This window comes from Pseudomonas sp. URMO17WK12:I6, from assembly GCF_003253625.1.
Lineage (GTDB): Bacteria > Pseudomonadota > Gammaproteobacteria > Pseudomonadales > Pseudomonadaceae > Aquipseudomonas.
Genome location: NZ_QKYZ01000005.1, coordinates 242,649 through 266,183, shown reverse-complemented (window position 1 = coordinate 266,183; position 23,535 = coordinate 242,649). Strand labels below are relative to the sequence as shown.

The window sequence follows — 23,535 nt, the reverse complement described above, 5'->3', positions numbered from 1 at the left end:
GGCCAAGCTAGCATAGCGTTCGAATGGCAGCCAACAGCGCTCGGGACGGTAAACGGATGGCGTGTGGCAGGTTGTCGCATCGGTACAGCAGACTGTCGCGCTGCTATCAACCGAACAGCCGTTTGAACCCGATGTGGACCGGCTGTCCCGTAAAAAAAGGCGCGATGTTGCCAGCTTTGGCGGGGTGTTGGAAGCGCTAACCGGCCAAACGTTCCTGATCTGCACTTTTATTGTGCGCGCCTGCCTTTTTGGGTGTGTTTCCGGTGCATGGATTCGTTCCTGAAGTGGGTGGCAAGGTAACGCTCTGGCTAAATGCCATTAATCTCAATGACTTGCGATAAGCGCTCCATCGGCGCACAGGCCGCGTATACCGGGGGCGTGAAACATTTTGGCGCAATTATTGCGTGCAGAATAAGGAACACTCTGTTGGATTCTTTTTACGAGAAGGGATTTTCAGGCAGGGTGGACTGAATCGATTTCCAGGCAAAGGTAGTTTCAATGAGCAGTACGCAAAGCTCCAATGGCCTCGAACAGGGGCTCAAACCGCGTCATGTGACCATGCTGTCGATCGCCGGGGTTATCGGTGCCGGCCTGTTCGTCGGCTCCGGCCACGCCATCGCCGCTGCAGGCCCGGCCGTGTTGTTGGCCTACGCTGCCGCCGGTGCGCTGGTGGTTCTGGTCATGCGCATGCTCGGCGAGATGGCCGTTGCATCGCCAGATACAGGCTCCTTCTCGACGTATGCCGATCGTGCGATCGGTCACTGGGCCGGTTTCACCATCGGCTGGCTCTACTGGTGGTTCTGGGTTTTGGTCATCCCGCTGGAAGCTAACGCTGCGGCGACCATTCTGCATGCCTGGTTCCCGAACGTGGCGATCTGGGCCTTCACCTTGGTCATCACGTTACTGCTGACGGTGACCAACCTGTTCAGCGTGAAGAACTATGGCGAGTTCGAGTTCTGGTTCGCCCTGGTCAAAGTCGTGGCGATCATCGGCTTTATCGGTCTGGGCATTCTGGCGATCTTCGGCCTCCTGCCCACCAGCCAGGTCAGTGGCGTGTCGCACTTGTTTGACACTCAAGGCTTCCTGCCAAACGGCATGGGCGCGGTGCTCGGCGCCATTCTGACCACCATGTTTTCCTTCATGGGCACCGAGATCGTGACCATTGCGGCCGCGGAATCGAAGAACCCTGGCCAGCAGATCTCCAAGGCCACCAACTCGGTCATCTGGCGGATTGGCTTGTTCTACCTCGTCTCCATTTTCATCGTTGTGGCCTTGGTGCCGTGGAACGACCCGATTCTGGCCAGCGTCGGTTCCTACCAGACCGTGCTGGAGCGCATGGGGATCCCGAATGCCAAGCTGATCGTTGATATCGTGGTTCTGGTTGCGGTCACCAGCTGCCTGAACTCCGCGCTCTACACCGCTTCGCGGATGATGTTCTCGCTGGGCAAACGCGGCGACGCGCCAGCCGTTTCCCAGCGCACCAATAGCAGCGGCACACCTTACTGGGCCGTGATGCTGTCGACCGCTGCGGCATTCCTTGCAGTCTTCGCCAACTACGTGGCCCCGGCTGCCGTGTTCGAATTCCTGCTGGCCAGCTCTGGCGCCATCGCGTTGCTGGTGTACCTGGTGATTGCATTTTCGCAACTGCGTATGCGCAAACAGCGCATGGCTCGCGGTGAAAAAATCGCCTTCAGCATGTGGCTGTTCCCGGGTCTGACCTACGCGGTGATCGTATTCATCATCGCCGCCCTGACCATCATGCTGTTCCAGGAAGCGCATCGCGTGGAGATCCTCGCGACTGGCTTGCTGAGCGTGTTGGTGGTGGCTGCCGGTTTGTTTGTGGCGCGTCGTCGCAAGCTGCAGAAACTGGGCGCTGTGGTGCTGAGCTGATCCGTACCGCGTAACGCAAAACGGCCGCTGTCAGTGATGACACGCGGCCGTTTTTAGTTTTGAAGAGGAGGCGTGTCTACTCGACCTTTTCTTCCTGCGCATCCAGCGACTGACGATAACTGTCCAGCGCATCGCCAAAGTCAGTGATGAATTGCGGATCGGTCAGCCAGGCCTGGGCGGTATCGCGGTCCATGCCATCGGCCCACATGCGGTAGTCGATCAGCATGTCGGCGGCCAGGTGCGTGGCGGCCATGGCTTCGTTGTCGGCGTTTTCCATGTCCAGCAGTTCTGGATGGTCGCTGATGATGCCGGCGAGGTTCGACAGCAGGGTCAGCAGCATGTCGTTGCGGCTGGAGGCTTCGGCGTCACGCATTTTGCTGAACATCGCCAGGGTGTATTCCGGGATCGGCTCGCCGATCTCACCCAGGTCATCGTTCAGATCGGCAGGCTTTCTGCCGACCATGCGGATCTGTTTGGCTTTGGCCTTTGCGCGTTTGGCGCGTTTCTGTTGCTTATTCAGGGATGCCATGGGAACTCAGTGGGTTTTCTGTTGGGTTTGGGCCGCGATGGCGTCGGACGCCGCCACGTAATCAGTCTGGAAGGCTGGGGATTCGATCCACGCCAGGGCGCCTGCTTCGTCGGTCTCGGTGGACCATTGGCGGTATTCGATCAGCGCCGCGAGGATGAAGTCCATCGCGCCTTCTTCGCCTTCCTGTTCGTACACCAACTCCAGCAACGGGTCTTCAAGGAAGGCTGTGCACATGGCCTGCTGACTGGACTTTTCGGCGTCGATCATTTTTTTGAACAGTTCGGTCAGGTCCACCGATTCGAAGTCGATGCGATCGTCGTTCGGGTCCAGCTCGACCGGCGCGGCGGCCCGCTGGGTGCGGTTCTGCTTGGCCTTGGCTTTGGCGCGGGAGGCGCGTTTGTTCTGCTTGTTGGCGGAGGCCATGGGCGTCGTTCCGTATTTCGTTGAGAGGGTGCATCAATCAGTTGCGTGGCACTCGCCGCCCGGGTGTATCAGGGGCCAGCTCGCCGGTCTGCAGCCAGGACAATGCAATGGGCCATAGTGTGGCTTGGTATGCGCTGCGAAAAAAGGCGAAATGTCCGACTTCTTCTTCGCCGATGTCCTCAGGTGTGATTCTCAGGTGGGTATTTGTACTGCCGGTGAGGTAGCCAAGCAGGCGTTCTATGGCTGGAATCGTGCCGTAGGGATCGTCGCTGAGGCTGATGGCCAGGGTTTGTGCGCTGACGTTGGCGAAGGGCAGTCGACCGGTTCTGGCGTGGATGAGGCGACCGCTGGGGCGTTTCTCATATCGGTTGCTGGGCGTGCTCCAGTCGCGAACCACGCCAGCGGGGGTGTCTTCGAGCCAACCCAGGCGTTTGCCGGGGAAGTAGCCGCAAAGCATAGTCATCAACGGCATCACCACGTGCCACTTGGCGAACATCCGCCAGCGATGAGCGGGGGCGTAGTCGCGCCAGTAAGCGAACTGCGCGCCCACCGTCACCAGACGTCGGATCAAATGCCCGGAGGCCCCCAGCCCCGCAGCACAGCCGCCGAAGCTGTGGCCGACGACATTGATGGGTTGTCCTGCAAACTCGCGTTGCGCTCTTTGCAGCATCGCCTCGAAATCCAGCGCGCCCCAGTCGGACCATGAGGCCTCGAGCCCTTTCAACGATGCGGGACGCGACTCGCCGATGCCTCGGTAGTCATAAGTGATCACGTCAAAGCCGTTGGCGAACAGGTAATCGGCGAAGCGCGAATAGTGTCGGCAACGGACAGAGGTGGCAGCGTTGACGATAACCACCGGGCGAGTTGGGTCTTGATGGGGGTGTCGCCAGGTGAAGCCGCCAAGGAGGAAGCCATCGGCGGCGGGCTCCCTGAAGGATTCGCCGGGTGTGCGGGTGGGTAACGGTAACTCGAGTTGAGTCGGGGCCAGTGAGGGCATGTCCTGCAAGTTCATCGGCTTTGAACCTTTGCGGCGAGTTATTCACCATAGCCTTCACACCGTTTATGAACAATCTGCCCGCGCTTATCGGGGGCGCTTGAGTAACCGCTCCTCAAGCACCGCCCATTCCCGATCCAGTTCTGTGCGAAGTTCCTCCTCACTCGGCAGCACCAGTCTGTAGGTACTTGCGAACAGTTGTTCGTTGCCTTGCAGCACTGAATAGCGCACCACCGATTCATCTTTTTGCGCGCAGAGAATGAGGCCGACGGTGGGGCCATCCTCCGGTCCGCGCTTGAGGTCGTCGTACATGCGTACATACATGTCCATCTGGCCGACATCCTGGTGAGTCAGTACGCCGCGCTTGAGGTCGAAGATGACGAAGCACTTGAGCAGGTAGTTGTAGAACACCAGGTCGATGTAGAAGTCTCTGCTGTCGGTACTGATACGTTGCTGGCGAGCGATGAAGGCGAAGCCTTTGCCCAGTTCGAGCAGAAAACCCTGGAGTTGATCGATCAGTGCTTGCTCAAGATCGCTTTCCTGAACCCGGCCTGCATTGGGCAGGCCGAGAAACTCGAGCAGCACCGGATCCCGGATGAAATCCCGAGGGCTGGCGTTCATTTGCTGGATGTTGATGGCGGCTTCCTGTTTGACGGGAGACTGGTCGCGACTCGCCAGCAGGCGCTCGTAGTAGAGGGTGTTGATCTGGCGCTCGAGGGCGCGACTTGACCAGTTCTGGAGTGCTGATTCGTTCATGTACCAGTGGCGAGCGTTGTCGTTGTCGACTCGCAGCAGCCTGCGGTAGTGGGTCCAGCTCAATTCGGAACGCACTGCGTTCCAGATTGGAAAGGTCTGATAAAAATCCCGCATGTATCGCAGGTTGCGTTCATCAAAACCTTTTCCAAACTCGGAAGTCAGGACTTTGGCCAGTGTCGACAGCAGCTGCTTGCCATAAGCCGCCCTCCGAGCCCCCTCCTGCTCGAACTCCACGATATGCCGGCCGATCTGCCAGCAGGTCTGCACCTGAACGGTATCGACCGCTCGCAGCACCTTTTGGCGCGCGTCACGGATCAGCTCGCCCAGACTGCCGAGCAGTGAAACCATTTGTGGATCTTGAGTGTTATCGGGTTTGAGGTGGCTCATGACATCTTCCGCAGCTGGAGGGAACAGGCGCAAGAGGATGGCAGGAGAGCGATAGTCGACGATGCCGGGCGCTGCTGGTAAATCGGAAGGAAATACCGGATTCGTCTTGCAGGACACCACCGACTACAGCTCGTACTTGAGGAGCAGATCGTGTAGTCCGATTCGCAGTGAGCTCAATTCCGAATCGATCTAAAACTTGAGTATTCGGCGATAAATCTAAAAAGAGTAACGAGTGGGTTCTACGTAACCCGGGAGTCGCCATCATGAAGTACGTCCATTCATTCATGCTGCCCATCGCCGCTGTCGGCGTACTGCTGTTGCCAGTCGCGCTTAACGCCGCCAGCCTTGAGCCAATTGACAGCTCGGCCGTGCAAGTCCAGCAGCAACAACAAAACGGGATTACCTACCTGTCCGGGGGGATTGGAGAGGACGAGGCTAAAGCCATTCAGCAAACCAAGGGCTACAACCTGCACATGACATTCTCCACCGGGCCTCAGGACGAATACGTTCCCGATGTGGATCTGGTTATTCAGAAAGCCGCAGGGCAGACCGTGCTGACACTGAGTGAGGCTGGACCGTTGGTTTACGTTCAGCTGCCTGCCGGCAAGTACACCGTTATCGCCACGCATAAAGGTGAGGTGCGGCGTGATACGGCGGATGTGGGCAGTGGTGCCGCTCGCAATCTGGTTTTCCACTGGGGCGGTCAAAACTAGTCAGGAGAGGTGGCTTGCGTGATGTCCGATTAAATCGCAGGCATAAAAAAACCCTGAATCTTGCGATTCAGGGTTTTCGGTATTTGGTGCCCAGAGACGGAATCGAACCGCCGACACGGGGATTTTCAATCCCCTGCTCTACCGACTGAGCTATCTGGGCAACGGGGCGCATTAAACGGGTTTTTCAGGGGGTCGTCAAGCAAGTTTTCAAAAAATATTTAATTATTACCGTCGCTTACGTGCCGACCCCGGATTTTGATCAATTATTGAGCAGGTGGAACGTAGCCTTCAGCCTTGGCGTATTCCTCGCCGGAAAAGTATTTGTCCATCTCACCCTGAAGGTATTTGCGGTCTTCGGCGTTCATCATGTTCAGGCGTTTTTCGTTGATCAGCAGGGTCTGGTGTTTCTGCCAGTCGGCCCAGGCCTTGGCCGAGACGTGGTCAAAAATGTCCTGACCTTTTGCACCCGGGAATGGAGCGCGCTCCAGGGCGGGCAGTTCTTCTTTGTACTTGCGGCACATGATGGTGCGGGTCATGACGACTCTCCTGCGTTCAATACGGCGGCCGCGCGCTCGAGCAAGGTTTTGACCGGGGCGGCAAGGCCCAGGCGCGGCGGGGTGGCGAGGTTATACCAGAGCCAGTCGGCCTCGGCCACGTGATGGCCGGCCTCCTGGACCTGCACCAGCCAGGGTTCGATGGATAATTGAAAGTGGCTGAAGGTGTGCACCAGGCTCGGCAGTGCCTGCTGGCTGCCCAGTTCCAGCGAGTGCTGCGAAGCCAGATGTTGCAGGTCGTCGAGGTCATCGAGTTCCGGCAGGCTCCAGAGACCGCCCCACAGGCCCGTGGAAGGGCGTCGGTAAAGCAGAATCGCGCCGTCGCCGTTGGCGAGCATCGGCATCAGCGTGCGCTTCTGTGGCACCGCTTTGCGTGGCTTGGGGATCGGGTAGCGGGTTTCCAGGCCGAGCATGTGTGCTTCGCAGCCCTTTTTCAGTGGGCAGAGCAGGCAGCTCGGCTTGCTGCGGGTGCAGAGCGTGGCGCCCAGATCCATCATCGCCTGGGTGTAGGCGTTGACCCGATCATGTGGCGTGAAGCGCTCAGCGTTCGCCCACAGCTGTTTGGCGACCTTCGGCTCGCCCGGATAACCCTCTTGCGCAGTAAAGCGCGCCAGGACCCGTTTGACGTTGCCGTCGAGGATCGGCGCGCGGATACCCATGCTCAGGCTGGCAATCGCCCCGGCGGTGGACAGGCCGATACCCGGCAGCTCGGTGAGTTTTTCCACATCACGTGGAAACTCGCCGCCATATTCGGCGACCACAATCTTCGCGGTCTTTTGCAGGTTGCGCGCGCGAGTGTAGTAACCGAGGCCGGTCCACAGGTGCAGTACTTCGTCTTCCGGTGCTGCGGCCAAGGCTTCGACGGTTGGCAGCGAGGCCATGAACCGGTCGAAGTAGTTCAGCACCGTGCTGACCTGGGTCTGCTGCAACATGATTTCCGAGACCCACACCCGATAAGGGGTGATGCCCTGTTGCCAAGGCAAATCGTGGCGGCCATGGCGGTCGTACCAATCCAGCACGGCCGTTGAAAACTGCTCGGCTCTCATCGCTTGAACAGCCCCTTGAGCGCGTTTTTCAGTTCCGGGCTGACTTTATCGCCAAGCTTCTCGTCGATTTTTTCGCTGATGCGCTCGCCGGCCAGTTTGCTGGCGACCTGGCTCATGCGTTCGCTGTCGAGGCGGCAAGCCTTGGCGCCCAGCTCCAGCGGGCCACGGCAGCGCAGCGGCCATTCGATGCCGACGAATTTCTCGCCGACCTGACAGGCCGGGTCCGGCATGTCGCTCTTGTCGCCTTCGACGATGATGCCCAGGCGGTAATCCATGCCCAGCACCCGCAGGTCGATGTCGCCGTTACCGTTCACGGTCATGCCTGGGACGCGCACTTTCAGGTCCGGGTTATTGGCCACGCCGTTGCGCAAAGTCAGGTTGCCCTTGAGCTCCTCGAAGGGCGTGTCCTTGCCCCGTGGTTCGCCACTGAGGGTTTTGCGATTCAGGGTGGCGATGCCTTTGCACAGTTGTTGCTCAAGGTTGGCATTGAGCAGCATGCCGTTGTTGATGACGAAGCTGGCGTTGCCGTTGAGACTGTCGATCAGCGCGCTCTCGCTATTGCCACTGCCGGTCAGGATGCTGTTGAGCGTGACCTGGCCTTTGACCGGTGGATTTTTCCCCTGGCCCTCGAGGATTTTCTCCACCGGCACGTTGTTGATGCGCGTCTGTATGTTCAGCGCTGGCACTTGCTGGCGCACATCCAGGGTGCCCTTGGCTTCGAAGTTACCGTCGTACAGATCGCCGCGCAGGTTCTCCAGGGTCAGCAGGCCGCCCTGGCCATTGGCCTTGAGCACCGCGTTCTGGATCGGCAGTTTGTCGAGGGTCAGTTGGCCGAAGGTCAGGTCGGCGTCCACGTCGAGTTTGCTCAGGCGCTCCACCGGGAACAAGCGGTCGCTGCTCCACGGGCCTTTGGTCGGTGATGGCGGCAGCGGTGTGCTGCCAGGGCCGGCCAGGGCATCGGCTTCGGTGCTGGCCACTTCGGCCTTGCGTACCTGAGTTGCGCTGTTGGCTTCGGCGGATTTCGGCGGCAGGTAACGGTCGACGTTGAAGGTGTCAGCCTTGAGGGTTGCCCGCAGCGATTGCTTGGCGAAGTCTTCGATGGCGATGCGGCCGCTGAAGTTGCTGTCGTCAAGTTTCAAGTTGATGTTATCGAGCGACAGGCTGGTTGGCGTGCCGGCAACCTGGCTGACCAGTTCAACTTTGCTCAGGCTACCTTCGGCCATTGCCGGGAGTTTCTGGCCGATGCTGTCGACGAATTTCGCCAGGTCGAATTGGGCAATCGACAGGCCGCCGCTGATTTGCGGGGTCTTGTCGAGGTCGTTGGCTTTCAGTTCACCCAAGGCGCGCAACTGGTTGGCGGAGATCTTGATGCCAGTCCATTCGGCGACGTTGGCGGCTTTGTCCAGCAGCAACTGACCTTGAGCGGCGAAGGTCATGGTCTTGCCTTGCAGCGGATCGCCAGCGACTTCGCCGGAGAGTTTCATGTCTTCGAACTTGTAGCGTTGCAGCGCTCGCTCGAAGCGCAGCTCGCCAGCCAGCTCGGTCCGCACCCGCAGAACTGGTTGGTTGGTGCCCAGGAACGCCGTGAGTTTGACCGGGATGTTGGTCGAGTCATGGACCGGGCCAGTACTCAGCTGGATGCTTTCGGCGCTGAACTGCTTGCCGGTTTTTTCGTCGCTGTACTCAACGCGGGCGTTGTTGACGGTCAGGCTGTCGATGTCCAGGCGGACCGGCTGAGCCGGTTTTTCGGCCTGGGCGGTGGTCGTTGGTGCGGGTTCGCCGGTGGTGGCGGGCGTTGTGGTCGAGGTCGTCGCAGCCGCAGGTGCCGGCACCTTGCCGATGTCTTCCCAGTTGCCATGGCCGTCCTTGTCACGGTTCAGGCGCAGGTTCAGGCCTTCGACGCGCACATCGCTCATCTGCACTTCGCGGCGCAGCAGCGGAATCACGCGGACCGACAGACCGAGCATCTGCAGGTCGGCAAACGGCTCGGTGGGCTTGGCCAGGGTCGCCACACTGGCTTCGTGTAATTCCAGGCCCAGCCAGGGGAACAGGCTCCAGCCGATATCGCCATTGAGCGTCAGCTCGATGTGGGCCTTGTCGCGGGCAATCTGGCGAATCTCGTCTTTATAGTCGTTGGGATCGAAGAGGTGGGTCAGGGCAAAGCCCAGCGCCACAATGATCAGCAACAGCCCGAGAAGTACCAGACCCAGGATTTTGCCGAACGCTTTCATGGGCGAGTCCTTGTATTAGTCGAATTCGAAATTTAGCCGGGGAGTATAGCGCCCCGAAGTGGCCACCCGGTCAGCGATCATGTCGGGAGCACATCCAGCGGTACTTTCAGCTTAGCCGCCAGCGCCTGGGCTTCTAGGTGCCCGGCGGGCGCCAGCAGGTGCAATGTCGCGCCCGATTGCACCGCCATTTTCTGCGCTTCGCTTACCAGGCGCTCGGCAACACCACGGCGGCGGGTGATTTTTCGTACGCATAAATGGGACAAATGCCAGGTGTCATGGTGCCGTTGCAGACGTGCTGCGCCCAGCAACCGATCGTTGAAGCGTCCGGCGACCAGCGAGCCGTCCCGCAAGCAGCTTTCGATCAGCTCAGCATCCCCTGTAAACGGCGCAAACAGCCAGCTCGGGGCATCGCGGTAGATCTTCTGCAGATCTTGCTGATCCTGATAAGTGACCTGGTTCAGCAGCTCGACAATGATCGGCATGGAAATTCCTGTGAAGTTAAACGGAGCCATTCCCCGTGAAAACAATGTTCATCCAGTGGTACGAGATCGGATGACATACAAAACGTGATATCAGTTTGGTTTTTCTGTCACGTGCAAATGGTAACCTCTGCCCGTTCGTCCGTCCTTCTGCGACGTGATGTCGCACCAAAATGAAGCTTCACCTAAAAACAGTCATGTCTGCGTGCATAAAGGCTGGGGGTGAGGAGCGGCTGGCGAACCCTACTAATAATTGGGGGAAACACCATGACTACGAGCATTACGGCGGACGGCTTTGCCGACCGGCCCGCGTTCCTGTCCAAGGAACGCATCATCGCCAAGCCCGGTTTTAACCGTTGGCTTGTACCACCGGCCGCTCTGGCCATCCACCTCTGCATCGGCATGGCCTACGGCTTTTCGGTGTTCTGGCTGCCACTGTCCAAGGCCCTGGGCGTCACCAAAGCCGTGGCTTGCGCGCCGGACATGAGCTTCATCGCTCAGGTCTTTTCGTCGCAATGCGACTGGCCGATCTCGATGCTTGGCTGGATCTACACCCTGTTCTTCATCTTCCTGGGTTGCTCGGCAGCGATCTGGGGCGGCTGGCTCGAACACGCCGGTCCTCGCAAGGCGGGCGTTGTATCGGCACTGTGCTGGTGTGGCGGTCTGCTGATTTCGGCGCTGGGGGTCTATACCCACCAGATTTGGCTGATGTGGATCGGCTCCGGGGTCATTGGCGGTATCGGCCTGGGCCTGGGCTACATCTCACCGGTCTCGACCCTGATCAAGTGGTTCCCGGACAAGCGTGGCATGGCGACCGGCATGGCGATCATGGGTTTTGGTGGTGGCGCGATGGTCGGCGCTCCACTGGCTGCGGCCCTGATGGGCCACTTTGCTTCGCCAACCAGCGTCGGTGTATGGCAGAGCTTCCTGGTGATGGCCGCGATCTACTTCGTGTTCATGATCGGTGGCGCACTGTCCTACCGCGTTCCACCAACAGGCTGGAAGCCTGAAGGCTGGACGGCTCCGGCGAAAAAAGCTTCGAACGCGATGATCACGCACCGTCATGTGCATGTGAATGTGGCGTGGAAAACCCCGCAATTCCGTCTGGTATGGCTGGTGCTGTGCCTGAACGTGTCGGCGGGTATCGGCATCCTCGGCATGGCTTCGCCGCTGTTGCAGGAAGTGTTCGCCGGTAAATTGCTTGGCAACGACCTGACGTTCGGTCAACTGGACGCTTCGCAACTGGCCTCGATCGCCGCCATTGCTGCCGGTTTCACCGGTCTGTTGAGCCTGTTCAACATCGGTGGCCGGTTTTTCTGGGCTTCGTTCTCGGACTACCTGGGTCGCAAAAACACCTATTTTGTGTTCTTCGCCCTGGGTTTCGCCCTGTACGCGCTGATCCCGAACCTCGGTCACTTGGGCAGCGTTGCGCTGTTCGTGGCGGCGTTCTGCATCATCCTGTCGATGTACGGCGGTGGTTTTGCGACTGTTCCTGCCTATCTGGCGGACCTGTTCGGTACGCAAATGGTCGGCGCGATCCACGGTCGTCTGCTGACAGCCTGGGCGGCGGCAGGCGTGTTGGGTCCGGTGTTGGTGAACTACCTGCGTGAATATCAGCTGAGCATCGGCGTCGAACGTGCCGCGGCATACGACATCACTCTGTACATCCTCGCTGGCCTGCTGGTGCTGGGTTTCATCTGCAACCTGCTGGTGCGTCCGGTGGCGGACAAGTACTTCATGACCGACGCCGAACTGGCCGCCGAACAGGCGCTGGGCCACGACAAGGGTGCTGACGCCAGCACCGTGCTGGAGTGGAAAGCGGATGCGGGCACCAAACCATTGGCGGTGGCTGCGTGGCTGGTGGTAGGGATTCCGTTGGCGTGGGGTGTTTGGGTGACGCTGCAGAAAACGGCTGTCCTCTTCCACTAAGTAGACGCATCACCCCTGTAGCTGATCGCTCACACGCTTTGCGTGTGAGCGATCAGTGGTCCTGAGATGCTTGTACGGACATGTCTATCCCCGACAGCACGGGGTTCACTCCGTCAGTGATATCACCTCCCGTGTTTCTGTTTAGCGCCCGCGACCCTATAATGGCTGCCTTTTTCGCCCCAATGATTTTTTGCGGAGCTGGTGATGGCCGAACGTATGGCGTCTGTCGAGCGCGACACTCTGGAAACCCAGATCAAAGCCTCGATCAACCTGGATGGCACCGGAAAGGCCCGATTTGATATCGGTGTGCCTTTTCTTGAGCACATGCTGGACCAGATCGCCCGTCATGGGCTGATCGACCTGGATATTGTCAGCAAGGGCGACCTGCATATCGACGACCACCACACAGTGGAAGACGTCGGTATCACCCTGGGTCAGGCCTTCACCAAAGCCATCGGCGACAAGAAAGGCATCCGTCGCTACGGCCACGCCTACGTGCCGCTCGATGAAGCGTTGTCGCGTGTGGTGATCGACTTCTCCGGCCGTCCTGGCCTGCAGATGCATGTTCCGTATACCCGCGCTACTGTCGGCGGCTTCGACGTTGACCTGTTCCAGGAGTTTTTCCAGGGCTTTGTCAACCACGCCAACGTCACCCTGCACATCGACAATCTGCGTGGGCACAACACCCACCACCAGATCGAGACCGTGTTCAAGGCTTTCGGCCGCGCGCTGCGCATGGCCGTGGAGCTGGATGACCGCATGGCCGGGCAAATGCCTTCGACCAAAGGCGTTCTGTAATGCAGACGGTTGCGGTTATCGATTACGGCATGGGCAACCTGCACTCGGTGGCCAAGGCCCTCGAGCATGTCGGCGCCGGCAAGGTCTTGATCACCAGCGATGCCGACGTGATTCGCGAAGCCGACCGGGTGGTATTCCCCGGCGTCGGCGCGATTCGCGATTGCATGGCGGAGATCCGTCGCCTGGGCTTCGATTCGCTGGTGCGTGAAGTCAGCCAGGACCGTCCGTTCCTTGGCATTTGCGTGGGCATGCAAGCCTTGCTCGACAGCAGCGAAGAGAACGATGGCGTCGACTGCATCGGTCTGTTTCCAGGCCAGGTGAAGTTCTTCGGCAAGGATCTGCACGAAGACGGCGAACATTTGAAAGTGCCGCACATGGGCTGGAACGAAGTGAAGCAGACGGTGATTCACCCGCTCTGGCACAACATTCCGGACCTGGCGCGCTTCTACTTCGTGCACAGCTACTACATCGCTGCCGGCAATGCGCGGCAGGTGGTCGGTAGCGGTCATTACGGGGTCGATTTCGCCGCCGCGCTGGCCGATGGCTCGCGTTTCGCCGTGCAGTTCCACCCGGAGAAGAGCCACACCCATGGCCTGCAATTGCTGCAGAACTTCGCCGCGTGGGATGGCCGCTGGTAAATGGCTGCCAAGAAGAAGCCGCCGATCCTGACCCTCACTCCCGAGCAGGAGAGCGAGGCCAATCACAAGATCAAGCGCTTCATGGAGGACCGCTTCGAACTGGACCTGGGTTCGTTCGAAGCGGCTGAAATCCTTGAGCTGTTTACCCGCGAAATTGCTCCGCACTATTACAACAGGGCGATTTTCGATGTGCAGACGCACCTCAAAGAGAGGTTCGAAAGCATCGAAAGCGACCTGTGGGCGCTCGAGAAAAACTGATTTCCGAGCGAAGCTGAACACTCGAATTTGAAGGTTTGCCAGATGCTGATTATTCCCGCTATCGATCTCAAAGACGGTGCCTGTGTTCGTCTGCGCCAGGGCCGCATGGAAGATTCCACAGTGTTCTCCGATGACCCGGTGAGCATGGCTGCCAAGTGGGTGGAGGGCGGTTGCCGTCGTCTGCATCTGGTCGACCTGAACGGTGCGTTCGAAGGCCAGCCGGTCAACGGCGAAGTGGTCACCGCCATCGCCAAGCGCTACCCGAACCTGCCGATTCAGATCGGCGGCGGTATCCGTTCCCTGGAAACCATCGAACACTACGTGAAAGCGGGTGTGAGCTACGTGATCATCGGCACCAAGGCCGTGAAAGATCCGGCCTTCGTCGCCGAAGCCTGCCGCGCGTTCCCGGGCAAGGTGATTGTCGGCCTCGATGCCAAAGACGGTTTTGTCGCCACCGACGGCTGGGCTGAAATCAGCACCGTGCAGGTCATCGACCTGGCCAGGCAATTCGAAGCCGACGGCGTGTCCGCGATCGTTTATACCGACATCGCCAAAGACGGCATGATGCAGGGCTGCAACGTCTCTTACACCGCTGCTCTGGCTGCGGCGACGAAGATCCCGGTCATTGCATCCGGCGGTATCCACAATCTGGGTGACATCAAGTCGCTGCTCGACGCCAAGGCACCAGGCATCATCGGCGCCATCACCGGCCGGGCGATCTACGAAGGCACCCTCGATGTCGCTGAAGCGCAAGCTTTCTGCGATTCGTACAAAGGCTGAGGACTCACCATGGCGCTGGCCAAACGCATCATCCCTTGCCTGGACGTGGATAACGGCCGGGTGGTCAAGGGCGTCAAGTTCGAGAACATTCGCGACGCCGGCGACCCGGTGGAAATCGCCCGTCGCTACGACGAGCAGGGTGCCGACGAGATTACTTTTCTCGACATCACTGCCAGCGTCGACGGCCGCGACACCACGCTGCACACCGTCGAGCGCATGGCCAGCCAGGTGTTCATCCCGCTGACCGTGGGCGGCGGCGTGCGTACCGTGCAGGACATTCGCAATCTGCTGAACGCCGGTGCGGACAAGGTCTCGATCAACACCGCTGCAGTGTTCAACCCGGAATTCGTCGGCGAAGCGGCGCAGCATTTCGGCTCGCAGTGCATTGTCGTCGCGATCGACGCCAAGAAAGTTTCCGGCCCGGGCGAACCCCCGCGCTGGGAAATCTTCACCCACGGTGGTCGCAAGCCAACCGGCCTCGACGCCGTTGAGTGGGCGAAGAAAATGGAAGGCCTCGGTGCCGGCGAAATCCTGCTGACCAGCATGGACCAGGACGGCATGAAAAACGGTTTCGACCTGGGCGTCACCCGCGCTATCAGCGATGCGCTGGGGATTCCGGTGATCGCCTCAGGTGGCGTCGGCAACCTGCAGCATTTGGCCGACGGTATTCTCGAAGGCCACGCCAGTGCGGTATTGGCGGCGAGTATTTTCCACTTCGGCGAATACACCGTTCAGGAAGCCAAGGCCTACATGGCCCATCGCGGAATCGTGATGCGATGAAGGCCCGCGGCCCGGAGAAAACGCTCCGGGCCGATGTTATGGGGCAACTTGAGCGTTGGATGACGCAGCCTTATGAGTCCCAGTTACCGGGCTCAGTAAGTCGATCCTCGGTTCGGACGCCTGTCCCGATTTGTCGTAGGCAATGACGCAAAGCTTTCCCGGAAGTTTCTCGCTCGGAATAAAGAAGTCCATTGTCATGTCTTCAATGTATTTTTCGGGTTGATGACAGTCCGTTGTTTCTACAGGACCAAACTTGATGGAGTAGGTCCGATACGGCTCTTCTGCTTTCGCCAGTGTTACAAACACGTTGCTTTCAAAGGACAAGTTGGCCTGCGCGGTTGGTGTGTTATCCAATATCTCTACGGGTAAAGACAACGCGTTTTTCAAGAGGCCTCTTGAGGCGTGCTGTTCAGCTGATTCCAGACCTAAAATGCATAGAAAATAGAATCCAGGTTTCGTACCTATCTCAGAATTGATTTGTGCATCTGTTGAGCTTATTGGATCGCTGTAATTTTCGGTTTCCTCGCATTTCATTGCGGAGGAAACGGTTTTATGACGGTAGAAGGGAGTATTGATCGAAAATCGATAGTTCCAGGTCGGGATGATTATGGAACCATTATTGAGCTGTTTAACTCTCTTGTATCTGTCCAGCTCGGCTGCGCCATCGTCAACGGTAAACGCCGGGTAGAGTTGGCAGGACGATGGCGGATTTGGAGCGATACGGCCTTGTGAGAAACACCCGTTGAGAAGCGCCGTGGGGTTGCCATACACATTTTCGTGTACCGCCACATAGTCATTTCCAACGCGCGTGCAGGGCGCATGATCGCGGCATGGGACAACATCAACCTCGAAATTTCCTGTTCCCACTACCCCTACGATCTCGTTTGAATAGCGATCCATCACGGGGCTTCCGGAGCTGCCGCCTCGAATGTCCTTGCAGCGAGTCATAAAGGTGTTCCGCCACACCCATGGACCTTCAACAAGGTCCTGGGTGGGCTGCAAAGTACAAGCCGCCATGCGCAATGTGATTTGGTCGAAACCTGTTGGCGCCCCCACGATCAGGACATCGGTGCCATTCGTTGGTGTCTCACTCGCCAGTTTCAACGGTTGTATGCCATCCGCAATGAGCTTTTGAAGGCTGACATCCAATTCAACTATGGCCATATCAACGCCTTGCATGCTCCGCCATATCGTCGTCTTCAGCGGATAGGCCTTGAACTTGGAGGTGTCGGTGAAATAATTGAATGTGATGGTGCCGCTGACCGGGCTGTCGGTCACGATGTTGCCATTGGTCAATTCAATGCAGTGTCCCGCAGTAAGTACGTAAGCGGGCGTTTCCGGCAACTCTATTTCATCGCGTGTATCCAGAAGGGCCGCGGTACAGCTCCCGTCATTGATCTCCAGGCGCCCGATACCTTGCCAGTGGTCGCGGGAGCCGTCGGTATTTTCAAGGGTTTTGGAAGGGGGCAGGTTCTGCAGGCCTTCGCCATAATCGCTGTTGTTCGCAAAACTGGGTGTACACAGTGAGCACAATGCACTGGCAAGAAGTATGGGGATCGAATTCATTGAAGGGTGCCTCTGGATTAATTGAAGAAACGGCCTGTGGCCGGGTATTTGCAATTAATCAGGTGAGGCTGGATGGAGGGTGGTAACTATCTACCACAGTGACTGTGATACCCATTATTTTAATGATGCAGATAAGGCCGTTATCAAAAGGCCAGTAGACAGCATGGCGGGCTCAAGGCACTCTTGGGCACGCCATGGATTTCGGTAGCCCGACATGCTTAAACGTCTTCTTCTTGTCCTCGCCAGCGCTTCTCTGTTGCTCATCAACGGGGCTCGCGCCGAAGAAGGTCCCGACACCGGCCTGGTATTGCTGACGGAAAACTTCCCCCCGTACAACATGGCGAAGAACGGCAAGAACTTCGCCCAGGACGAGAACATCAATGGCATCGCCGTGGACATCGTCCGCGAGATGTTCAAGCGCGCGGACATCCCCTACAGCCTGACGCTGCGTTTCCCTTGGGAGCGAATCTACAAACTCGCTCTGGAAAAGCCCGGTTATGGCGTGTTCGTAATGGCGCGGCTGCCGGACCGCGAGAATCTCTTCAAGTGGGTCGGCCCTATAGGCCCGGACGACTGGATCATGCTGGCCAAGGCTGATAGCAAGATCACCCTGGAATCGCTGGATGAGGCGCGTAAGTACACAATTGGTGCCTACAAAGGCGATGCGATTGCCGAGACTTTGGCCAAGCAAGGGCTGAAGCCGATTGTGGTGCTGCGCGACCAGGACAATGCGAAGAAGCTGGCTAACGGTCAGATCGATCTGTGGGCTACGGGTGATCCGGCGGGACGTTACCTGGCGCGGCTGGACGGGGTAACCGGGCTCAAGACCGTACTGCGCTTCAACAGCGCCGAGCTGTACCTGGCGCTGAACAAGGACGTGCCGGATGAGACTGTCGCCAAGCTGCAAGCCGCGCTGGATCAGTTGCGCAAGGAAGGTGTGGTGGACGACATCATGGCTCGGTATCTCTAAATCCCAACACCGAACCTCGTAGCTTACGCAAAACACTGTGGGAGGTGCGGCAAGTCAGCGGTAGACGCCATCCTTGCCATGAGCAGCCGTCGCACGATTGCCGCGCACGCTGATCATCAATTTGATGTCGATCCAGTCGATTCCCTGTGCCTTGAGCTTGGGCAACTCACGTTCCAGCACCGCCAGAGTCTGCGGATACGGATGCCCGATCATCACCGCCGAACCCTGCTTGCGCGCCAGGCTGATCGCCGTCTGTAGCTGCGTGAAGATCGCCGTTTCGGTGGGCTCGTCATCCAGAAACACGTCCCGCGAAACACTTGCCAAGCCAATCTTCTGCGCCTCGGCGGCGGCCACGGTTTGCGCACTGGTGCGGCTGTCGACGAAGAATTTGTGCCGACGCTGCAAGTCCGCCATCAGCCAGGCCATGGCCGGTTGCTGAGCGGTCATGCGGCTACCCATGTGGTTATTGATGCCGGCGGTATAGGGCACCATGTTGAACGCGGCGTTCAGGCGCTTTTCAAGTTCTTCGATGGGCAACTCGGGATGCCAGGCGAATGGTCCGGTGGCCGGGTCCATGGGCATATGCAGAATGACAGTCTTGCCGGCGCGATGGGCTTCGCGGGCGAATTCGGTGGCGTGGGGTGTATCGGGCATGATTGCCGTGGTGACCGGGCCTGGCAGGGCCAGCACGCGGCGATCCCGGGGCAGGTTCTGCCCCAGGTCATCGATGATCAGGCTCAGATAAGCCTTGTGAGGTGTGGTCGCTGTCGTGGCAGGTGCTGCGTGAGCAACTCCCGCCAGACTGCACAGCAGACCGAGTAGTAACCGCAGGCGCATCTCAGTGGCCGCGGGTGATGCTCAGCCCTTTGAGCAGGCTCAGGGCCTGGGCCAACTGGTAATCGTCATCCTGCGGCATGGCCTTGGCTTTGCCGCCCGAACCGCTCGGTTTGTCGGCGCCGCCGTTGCCATTGCCCAAGTGACCTTGCAGATCGGCTTCCTTGAAGTAATCGCCGTCCTGCTCGTTGGTGATCTTGGCCTTGCGCACTTCGATGTCCGGGACGATGCCCTGAGCCTGAATCGAGCGGCCGTTCGGCGTGTAATACAGCGCCGTGGTGATTTTCAGTGCGCGATCGTTGTTCAGCGGCAACACGGTCTGGACCGAGCCTTTGCCGAAACTGGTGGTGCCCATGACCACCGCACGTTTCTGATCCTGCAGGGCGCCGGCGACAATTTCCGAGGCCGAGGCGCTGCCGCCGTTGATCAGCACGACCATTGGCACGGCTTCGCTTTCGTCCTTGCCGGTGGCGGAGAAGCGCAGTTCAGAGTTGGCGATGCGGCCCTTGGTGTAGACGATCAGGCCCTTGGTGATGAAGTGGTCGACCACTTCCACCGCCGATTGCAGCACGCCGCCCGGGTTGTTACGCAGGTCGAGGACGATGCCGCTGAGTTTCTTGCCGTTGTCCTTGCGCAGCTTGGCCAAGGCCTTGGAGACCTCTTCGCCGGTCTTGACCTGGAACTGGGTGATGCGGATGTAGCCGTAGCCGGATTCCAGCAGCTGGCTCTTGACGCTTTTCACCTGGATGGTGGCGCGGACCAGGGTCACGTCGAACGGAGTGCCGCCGTCGCGGACCAGGGTCAGGGTGATCTTCTGGCCGATCTTGCCGCGCATCTTGTCCACGGCTTCGGTCATGCTTTGGCCGCGAGTCGGCTGGCCGTTGATCTTGACGATGAAGTCGCCGGCCTGGATGCCAGCCTTGGAGGCCGGGGTGTCATCGATAGGCGAAACCACTTTGATGAAACCGTCTTCCGCGCCGACTTCGATGCCCAGGCCGCCGAATTCGCCGCTGGTGCTTTCCTGCAATTCAGCGAAGTCTTCCGGGCCCAGGTAGGCGGAGTGCGGGTCGAGGTTGCTGAGCATGCCTTTGATGGCGTTTTCCAGCAGGGTCTTGTCGTCTACCGGTTCTACATAGGCTGCCTTGATCCGGTCCATGACTTCGGCAAAGGTGCGCAACTCGTCCAGCGGCAATGGCGCCTTGGTGGTCGCAGCAGTGCCGGCAGGCGCGACCGCCGGGGCCGGTTGAGCGGCAAACGCCAGAGGCGCGCCGATCACCAGGGCGATCGTCAGGGCCAGCGAGGTAAGGCGGGACAAATGCAGCATGTCGAACGAACTCCTAATGTAGGTGACTCAACGCCTATCCTTGCGCGCGGCACCATTGCGCCGGGTCACTCGGGTGACCCTGCTGACGAATAGCGAAATACAGTGCTGGTGTGTCCTGCCCGCCACTGTTACCGACAGTGGAGATGGATTCACCGGCTTTTACCACGTCACCCGCAGACTTGAGCAGCGTCTGGTTGTGACCGTAAAGACTCAAAAAACCGTTGCCGTGGTCGAGAATCACCAGCAGCCCGGCGCCGCGCAGCCAGTCGGCAAACACCACGCGACCGCCGTGCACGGCATGCACCTGGCTGCCGGCGGAGGCGCTGATCATCACGCCGTCCCATTTGGTTCGGGCATCGTCGCCACGGGTTTCACCGAAGCGCGCCAGCAGTCGACCATCAACCGGCCATGGAAGTTTGCCGCGGGTGGAAGCAAAGGGGCCGCCAAAGGTCTCGCCTGAACTTGAAACCAGGGCGCCGGGCGTCGATTTGACGGGTTTGCGTGGGGCATCGGTGGCGTCTGCTGCTGCCTGAGCCTCACGTAACCGCTTTTTTTCGGCTTCCTGCTGGGCGATCAGCGCTTTTTGCCGCGCTTCTTCTGCCTCACGGGCCTGACGGGCCAAGGTTTCTTCAATGGTTTTAAGGACTTTAGACAGGTCTGCCTGATCCTGCTCGCGGGCGGCCAGTTTCTGGTCTCGAGCCTTCACGTCGTCGTTGAGCTTGGCCAGGACTTGCTGGCGCTCCTTGCGGACCTTGTCGAGTTCGTCGCGCTGGCTGTCGAGGCTGCTTTTCTGCACCAGCAATTGCGCTTGCTGCATCGAGATGTCTTTTTCGACATTGGCCAGTTGGCGCAGGGTTTCGTTGAAATTCTTCAGCTGCTCCAGGCGGGCCTGGCTCAGGTAGTCGTAATAGGTGAGGGTGCGGGCGAATTTTTCCGGGTTCTGCTGGTTGAGCAGCAGTTTCAGGTACTCCTGGCGGCCATTCTGATAGGCCGCGCGGGCCTGGATGGCGATCAGTCGTTGCTGGTCAATGCGCGCGCTCTGGAGTTTTTTTTTCTCGGCATCGAGTCGCTGGAGCTCGGATTCGCTTTTCTTCAGCTCTTTTTGCAGCGCATCGACCTGCTTTTCGAGCTTGCCCATCTCGGTTTCGGTGCCTTTGAGGTCCTTCTGCACCCCGGATTTTTCTTCCTGGAGCTTGCCCAGCAGTTTTTTCAGCTCGGCAATGTCCTGACGCGTGGCGTCCAACTGTTGTTGGGTTTGCGCGCGCTCGTCGGCAAAGGCCGGTTGGAGCAGGCAAGTCAGAGCGAGGGCTATCAGGACGCGAAGCATAGAGGCGGGCGACACCAGGGAAAGGGACGGCCTAGTATGCCCGCCCCACGCTGCAAAAAAAACGCCCAATTGGGACTGTGTGATAACTGGAGTGAAAAACACTGAAAACCAATGTGGGAGCGGGCTTGCCCGCGATGACGTCCTGACATTCAACATAGCGGTTGGCTGTCAGATCGCTATCGCGGGCAAGCCCGCTCCCACAGGGTTTGGCGGTGTTTTTGAAGAAGCGGATTACACCAGAATCGAAGTCCCGGTCATTTCCACAGGCTTCTCAAGCCCCAGCAACTTCAGCATGGTCGGCGCCACGTCGGCCAGCACCCCGCCTTCGCGAACCTTCAAGTCACGCTTGCCGACATAGATGAACGGCACCGGCTCGGTGGTGTGGGCAGTGTGGGCCTGGCCGGTGGAGGCGTCGGACATTTGCTCGACATTGCCATGGTCGGCGGTAATCAGGGCTTCGCCGCCGACTTTTTCCAGCGCCGTGACGATACGGCCGACGCAGGTGTCCAGGCATTCCACAGCTTTCACCGCCGCCTCGAATACACCGCTGTGGCCGACCATGTCGCCGTTGGCGTAGTTGACCACGATCACGTCGTAACGCTGGTTTTCAATGGCATCGACGATGCGATCGGTGACTTCCGGGGCACTCATCTCGGGCTGCAAGTCATAGGTGGCGACTTTCGGCGACGGGATCAGGATGCGTTCTTCGCCCGGGAACGGTTCTTCGCGACCGCCGGAGAAGAAGAAGGTCACGTGGGCATACTTTTCGGTTTCGGCGATGCGCAGCTGTGTCTTGCCGTTTTTCGCCAGGTAATCGCCCAGTACGTTTTCCAGGCTACCCGCAGCGAAAGCCGACGGCGCGGGGATGCTGGCGGCGTATTGGGTCAGCATGACGAAACCGGCCAGTTTTGGCTGGCGAGCACGTTCGAATTCCTTGAAATCGTCTTCGACGAACACGCGGGTCAGTTCGCGGGCACGGTCGGCGCGGAAGTTCATGAAGACCACGGCGTCGCCATCTTCGACCTTCACCGGCTCACCGATGCTGGTGGCTTTGACGAATTCGTCGCTCTCGCCACGTTCGTACGCGGCTTGCAGGCCTTCCTGGGCGGTGGCGGCATTGAATTCGCTGGCGCCATCGACGATCAGGTTGTAGGCCTGGGACACGCGATCCCAACGGTTGTCACGGTCCATGGCGTAATAACGGCCAATGATGCTGGCGATCCGGCCTTTGCCGAGGGCTTCGAAGGTTGCATCCAGCAATTCGATCGACGACTGGGCGCTTTTCGGCGGCGTGTCGCGGCCGTCGAGGAAGGCGTGCAGGTAGATTTTTTCGGCGCCGCGCTTGAAGGCCAGCTCAGCCATGGCGATCAGGTGGTCCTGGTGGCTGTGAACGCCGCCATCGGACAGCAGACCCATGAAGTGCACGGCTTTGCCGGCAGCGACGGCTTTATCCACCGCGGCGCAGATGGTCGGGTTCTCGAAGAACTCGCCGTCGCGGATCGCTTTGGTCACGCGAGTGAAGTCCTGATACACCACCCGGCCGGCGCCGAGGTTCATGTGGCCGACTTCGGAGTTGCCCATCTGGCCGTCCGGCAAGCCGACGTCCATGCCGCTGCCCGAGATCAGGCCGTTCGACACGGTGGCCCACAGACGGTCCAGTACGGGCTTCTTCGCCGCATAGATGGCGTTGGATTCAGGGCTCTCACTGTGACCGAAGCCGTCGAGAATAATCAGGACCAAAGGTTTAGGCGTGGTAGTCATGGATTCCACTCGTGGCTGAATTAAAAGAGGGCGATGGAAAAGGGAGTGGCAGTTTAAAGCGAAGTTCCGGCCACGTCACCGCCGGACGGGGTTTGGCCCACCATAGTGGCTGTGTATACTGGCCGACATTTTAACGCCCTGGAACCTCCTTCGATGGTTGATCACCTGATTCAATTCGCCACCAACCACTACATTCTCGTGGGTATCTTCGTTGTACTGGCGGCCCTGCTATTGGCCTATCAGATGCAAGGCGGTGGCCGCAGCCTGAGCACCGGTGAACTGACCGGGCTGGTCAACAAGGACGCAGGCGTGGTGGTCGACATTCGTCCGACCAAGGATTTCGCCGCCGGTCACATCGTTGGCGCGTTGAATATTCCTCAGGACAAACTGGCCACTCGCGTCGGCGAACTGGAAAAGCACAAGGCCAAGACCATTATCCTGGTCGACGCCATGGGCCAGACCGCCGGTACTCATGCCCGTGAACTGGTGAAAGCCGGTTTCACCGCTGCCAAGCTGTCTGGCGGTATTTCCAGCTGGAAAGCCGATAATCTGCCGCTGGTGAAGTGAT

Annotated in this window: 23 protein-coding genes and 1 tRNA gene; 10 read left to right on the top strand and 14 right to left on the bottom strand. The window is 59.2% G+C overall.

Translation table 11 applies throughout. The annotated features are described in order from the left end of the window. Positions 1-498: 498 nt before the first annotated feature. Positions 499-1,890 (top strand): GABA permease, encoded by a 1,392-nt coding sequence (gene gabP, locus F475_RS11690; RefSeq protein ID WP_018929225.1) that lies wholly within the window; start codon positions 499-501, stop codon positions 1,888-1,890. 76 nt (positions 1,891-1,966) lie between these two features. On the opposite strand, the gene F475_RS11685 is transcribed toward gabP, so the two are convergent. From F475_RS11685 to F475_RS11670, 4 genes are all read right to left on the bottom strand, one after another. Continuing rightward, the gene (locus tag F475_RS11685; RefSeq protein WP_111453945.1) at positions 1,967-2,419 is read right to left on the bottom strand and encodes a hypothetical protein; all 453 of its coding nucleotides are present in this window, start codon (positions 2,417-2,419) and stop codon (positions 1,967-1,969) included. Between the two features lie 6 nt (positions 2,420-2,425). Then, positions 2,426-2,842 (bottom strand): hypothetical protein, encoded by a 417-nt coding sequence (locus F475_RS11680; RefSeq protein ID WP_111453944.1) that lies wholly within the window; start codon positions 2,840-2,842, stop codon positions 2,426-2,428. A gap of 37 nt (positions 2,843-2,879) precedes the next feature. Continuing rightward, complete coding sequence (locus F475_RS11675; RefSeq protein ID WP_111453943.1) at positions 2,880-3,854, bottom strand: alpha/beta fold hydrolase; 975 nt, start codon at positions 3,852-3,854, stop codon at positions 2,880-2,882. A gap of 69 nt (positions 3,855-3,923) precedes the next feature. After that, positions 3,924-4,979 carry a YhcG family protein gene (locus tag F475_RS11670; protein WP_111453942.1) on the bottom strand — a complete coding sequence of 352 codons (1,056 nt, stop codon included), beginning with the start codon at positions 4,977-4,979 and terminating at the stop codon, positions 3,924-3,926. A gap of 263 nt (positions 4,980-5,242) precedes the next feature. On the opposite strand from F475_RS11670, the gene F475_RS11665 reads away from it, so the two are divergent. Then, on the top strand, positions 5,243-5,692 hold the full coding sequence (locus F475_RS11665) for a hypothetical protein (protein ID WP_086944143.1): 450 nt from the start codon (positions 5,243-5,245) through the stop codon (positions 5,690-5,692). An 84-nt stretch (positions 5,693-5,776) separates the two neighbouring features. On the opposite strand, the gene F475_RS11660 is transcribed toward F475_RS11665, so the two are convergent. The 5 genes from F475_RS11660 to F475_RS11640 form a co-directional block, all read right to left on the bottom strand. Then, positions 5,777-5,852, bottom strand: a tRNA-Phe gene (locus F475_RS11660). Between the two features lie 103 nt (positions 5,853-5,955). Beyond that, positions 5,956-6,228 (bottom strand): oxidative damage protection protein, encoded by a 273-nt coding sequence (locus F475_RS11655; protein WP_018929219.1) that lies wholly within the window; start codon positions 6,226-6,228, stop codon positions 5,956-5,958. After that, the gene (gene mutY, locus F475_RS11650; RefSeq protein WP_111453941.1) at positions 6,225-7,292 is read right to left on the bottom strand and encodes an A/G-specific adenine glycosylase; all 1,068 of its coding nucleotides are present in this window, start codon (positions 7,290-7,292) and stop codon (positions 6,225-6,227) included. Before mutY ends, F475_RS11655 begins: the two co-directional genes overlap by 4 nt. After that, a complete protein-coding gene (locus tag F475_RS11645; RefSeq protein WP_111453940.1) occupies positions 7,289-9,523 on the bottom strand; it encodes an AsmA family protein in 2,235 nt (744 codons plus the stop codon). Before F475_RS11645 ends, mutY begins: the two co-directional genes overlap by 4 nt. Positions 9,524-9,600: 77 nt before the next feature. Next, positions 9,601-10,005 carry an acetyl-CoA sensor PanZ family protein gene (locus F475_RS11640; protein ID WP_018929216.1) on the bottom strand — a complete coding sequence of 135 codons (405 nt, stop codon included), beginning with the start codon at positions 10,003-10,005 and terminating at the stop codon, positions 9,601-9,603. Positions 10,006-10,269: 264 nt separating this feature from the next. On the opposite strand from F475_RS11640, the gene F475_RS11635 reads away from it, so the two are divergent. From F475_RS11635 to hisF, 6 genes are all read left to right on the top strand, one after another. Beyond that, complete coding sequence (locus F475_RS11635) at positions 10,270-11,931, top strand: OFA family MFS transporter (RefSeq protein WP_018929215.1); 1,662 nt, start codon at positions 10,270-10,272, stop codon at positions 11,929-11,931. Positions 11,932-12,135: 204 nt separating this feature from the next. After that, positions 12,136-12,729, top strand: a complete 594-nt coding sequence (gene hisB / locus F475_RS11630) for an imidazoleglycerol-phosphate dehydratase HisB (protein WP_007939452.1) — start codon at positions 12,136-12,138, stop codon at positions 12,727-12,729. Further along, positions 12,729-13,367, top strand: a complete 639-nt coding sequence (hisH, locus tag F475_RS11625; RefSeq protein ID WP_018929214.1) for an imidazole glycerol phosphate synthase subunit HisH — start codon at positions 12,729-12,731, stop codon at positions 13,365-13,367. The genes hisB and hisH overlap by 1 nt, the downstream gene beginning before the upstream one ends. Further along, positions 13,368-13,625, top strand: coding sequence for a DUF2164 domain-containing protein (locus F475_RS11620; RefSeq protein ID WP_018929213.1), 258 nt, complete (start codon positions 13,368-13,370; stop codon positions 13,623-13,625). A 42-nt stretch (positions 13,626-13,667) separates the two neighbouring features. Further along, positions 13,668-14,405, top strand: coding sequence for a 1-(5-phosphoribosyl)-5-[(5-phosphoribosylamino)methylideneamino]imidazole-4-carboxamide isomerase (gene hisA, locus F475_RS11615; protein WP_007939449.1), 738 nt, complete (start codon positions 13,668-13,670; stop codon positions 14,403-14,405). 9 nt (positions 14,406-14,414) lie between these two features. Then, a complete protein-coding gene (gene hisF, locus F475_RS11610; protein ID WP_018929212.1) occupies positions 14,415-15,185 on the top strand; it encodes an imidazole glycerol phosphate synthase subunit HisF in 771 nt (256 codons plus the stop codon). Positions 15,186-15,221: 36 nt separating this feature from the next. Here hisF and F475_RS11605 read toward each other — a convergent pair whose 3' ends face one another. Next, on the bottom strand, positions 15,222-16,751 hold the full coding sequence (locus F475_RS11605) for a serine protease (RefSeq protein ID WP_111453939.1): 1,530 nt from the start codon (positions 16,749-16,751) through the stop codon (positions 15,222-15,224). A gap of 214 nt (positions 16,752-16,965) precedes the next feature. Between F475_RS11605 and F475_RS11600 the strand changes: the two genes are divergently transcribed. Further along, a complete protein-coding gene (locus tag F475_RS11600; protein WP_018929210.1) occupies positions 16,966-17,721 on the top strand; it encodes an ABC transporter substrate-binding protein in 756 nt (251 codons plus the stop codon). A gap of 54 nt (positions 17,722-17,775) precedes the next feature. Here the strand turns inward: F475_RS11600 and F475_RS11595 are convergent, their stop codons facing one another. The 4 genes from F475_RS11595 to gpmI all read right to left on the bottom strand — a co-directional run bounded on the left by F475_RS11595 (position 17,776) and on the right by gpmI (position 22,967). Beyond that, positions 17,776-18,558 (bottom strand): divergent polysaccharide deacetylase family protein, encoded by a 783-nt coding sequence (locus tag F475_RS11595; protein ID WP_018929209.1) that lies wholly within the window; start codon positions 18,556-18,558, stop codon positions 17,776-17,778. A 1-nt stretch (position 18,559) separates the two neighbouring features. After that, positions 18,560-19,879 carry a S41 family peptidase gene (locus F475_RS11590; RefSeq protein ID WP_086944138.1) on the bottom strand — a complete coding sequence of 440 codons (1,320 nt, stop codon included), beginning with the start codon at positions 19,877-19,879 and terminating at the stop codon, positions 18,560-18,562. Positions 19,880-19,913: 34 nt separating this feature from the next. Then, positions 19,914-21,206: a murein hydrolase activator EnvC gene (locus tag F475_RS11585; protein WP_111453938.1), complete on the bottom strand. Its 1,293-nt coding sequence runs from the start codon at positions 21,204-21,206 to the stop codon at positions 19,914-19,916. A gap of 231 nt (positions 21,207-21,437) precedes the next feature. Further along, positions 21,438-22,967, bottom strand: coding sequence for a 2,3-bisphosphoglycerate-independent phosphoglycerate mutase (gene gpmI / locus F475_RS11575; protein WP_111453937.1), 1,530 nt, complete (start codon positions 22,965-22,967; stop codon positions 21,438-21,440). A gap of 153 nt (positions 22,968-23,120) precedes the next feature. Here gpmI and F475_RS11570 point away from each other — a divergent pair, with 153 nt between their 5' ends. Continuing rightward, the gene (locus tag F475_RS11570) at positions 23,121-23,534 is read left to right on the top strand and encodes a rhodanese-like domain-containing protein (RefSeq protein ID WP_064615884.1); all 414 of its coding nucleotides are present in this window, start codon (positions 23,121-23,123) and stop codon (positions 23,532-23,534) included. Position 23,535 lies beyond the last annotated feature (1 nt).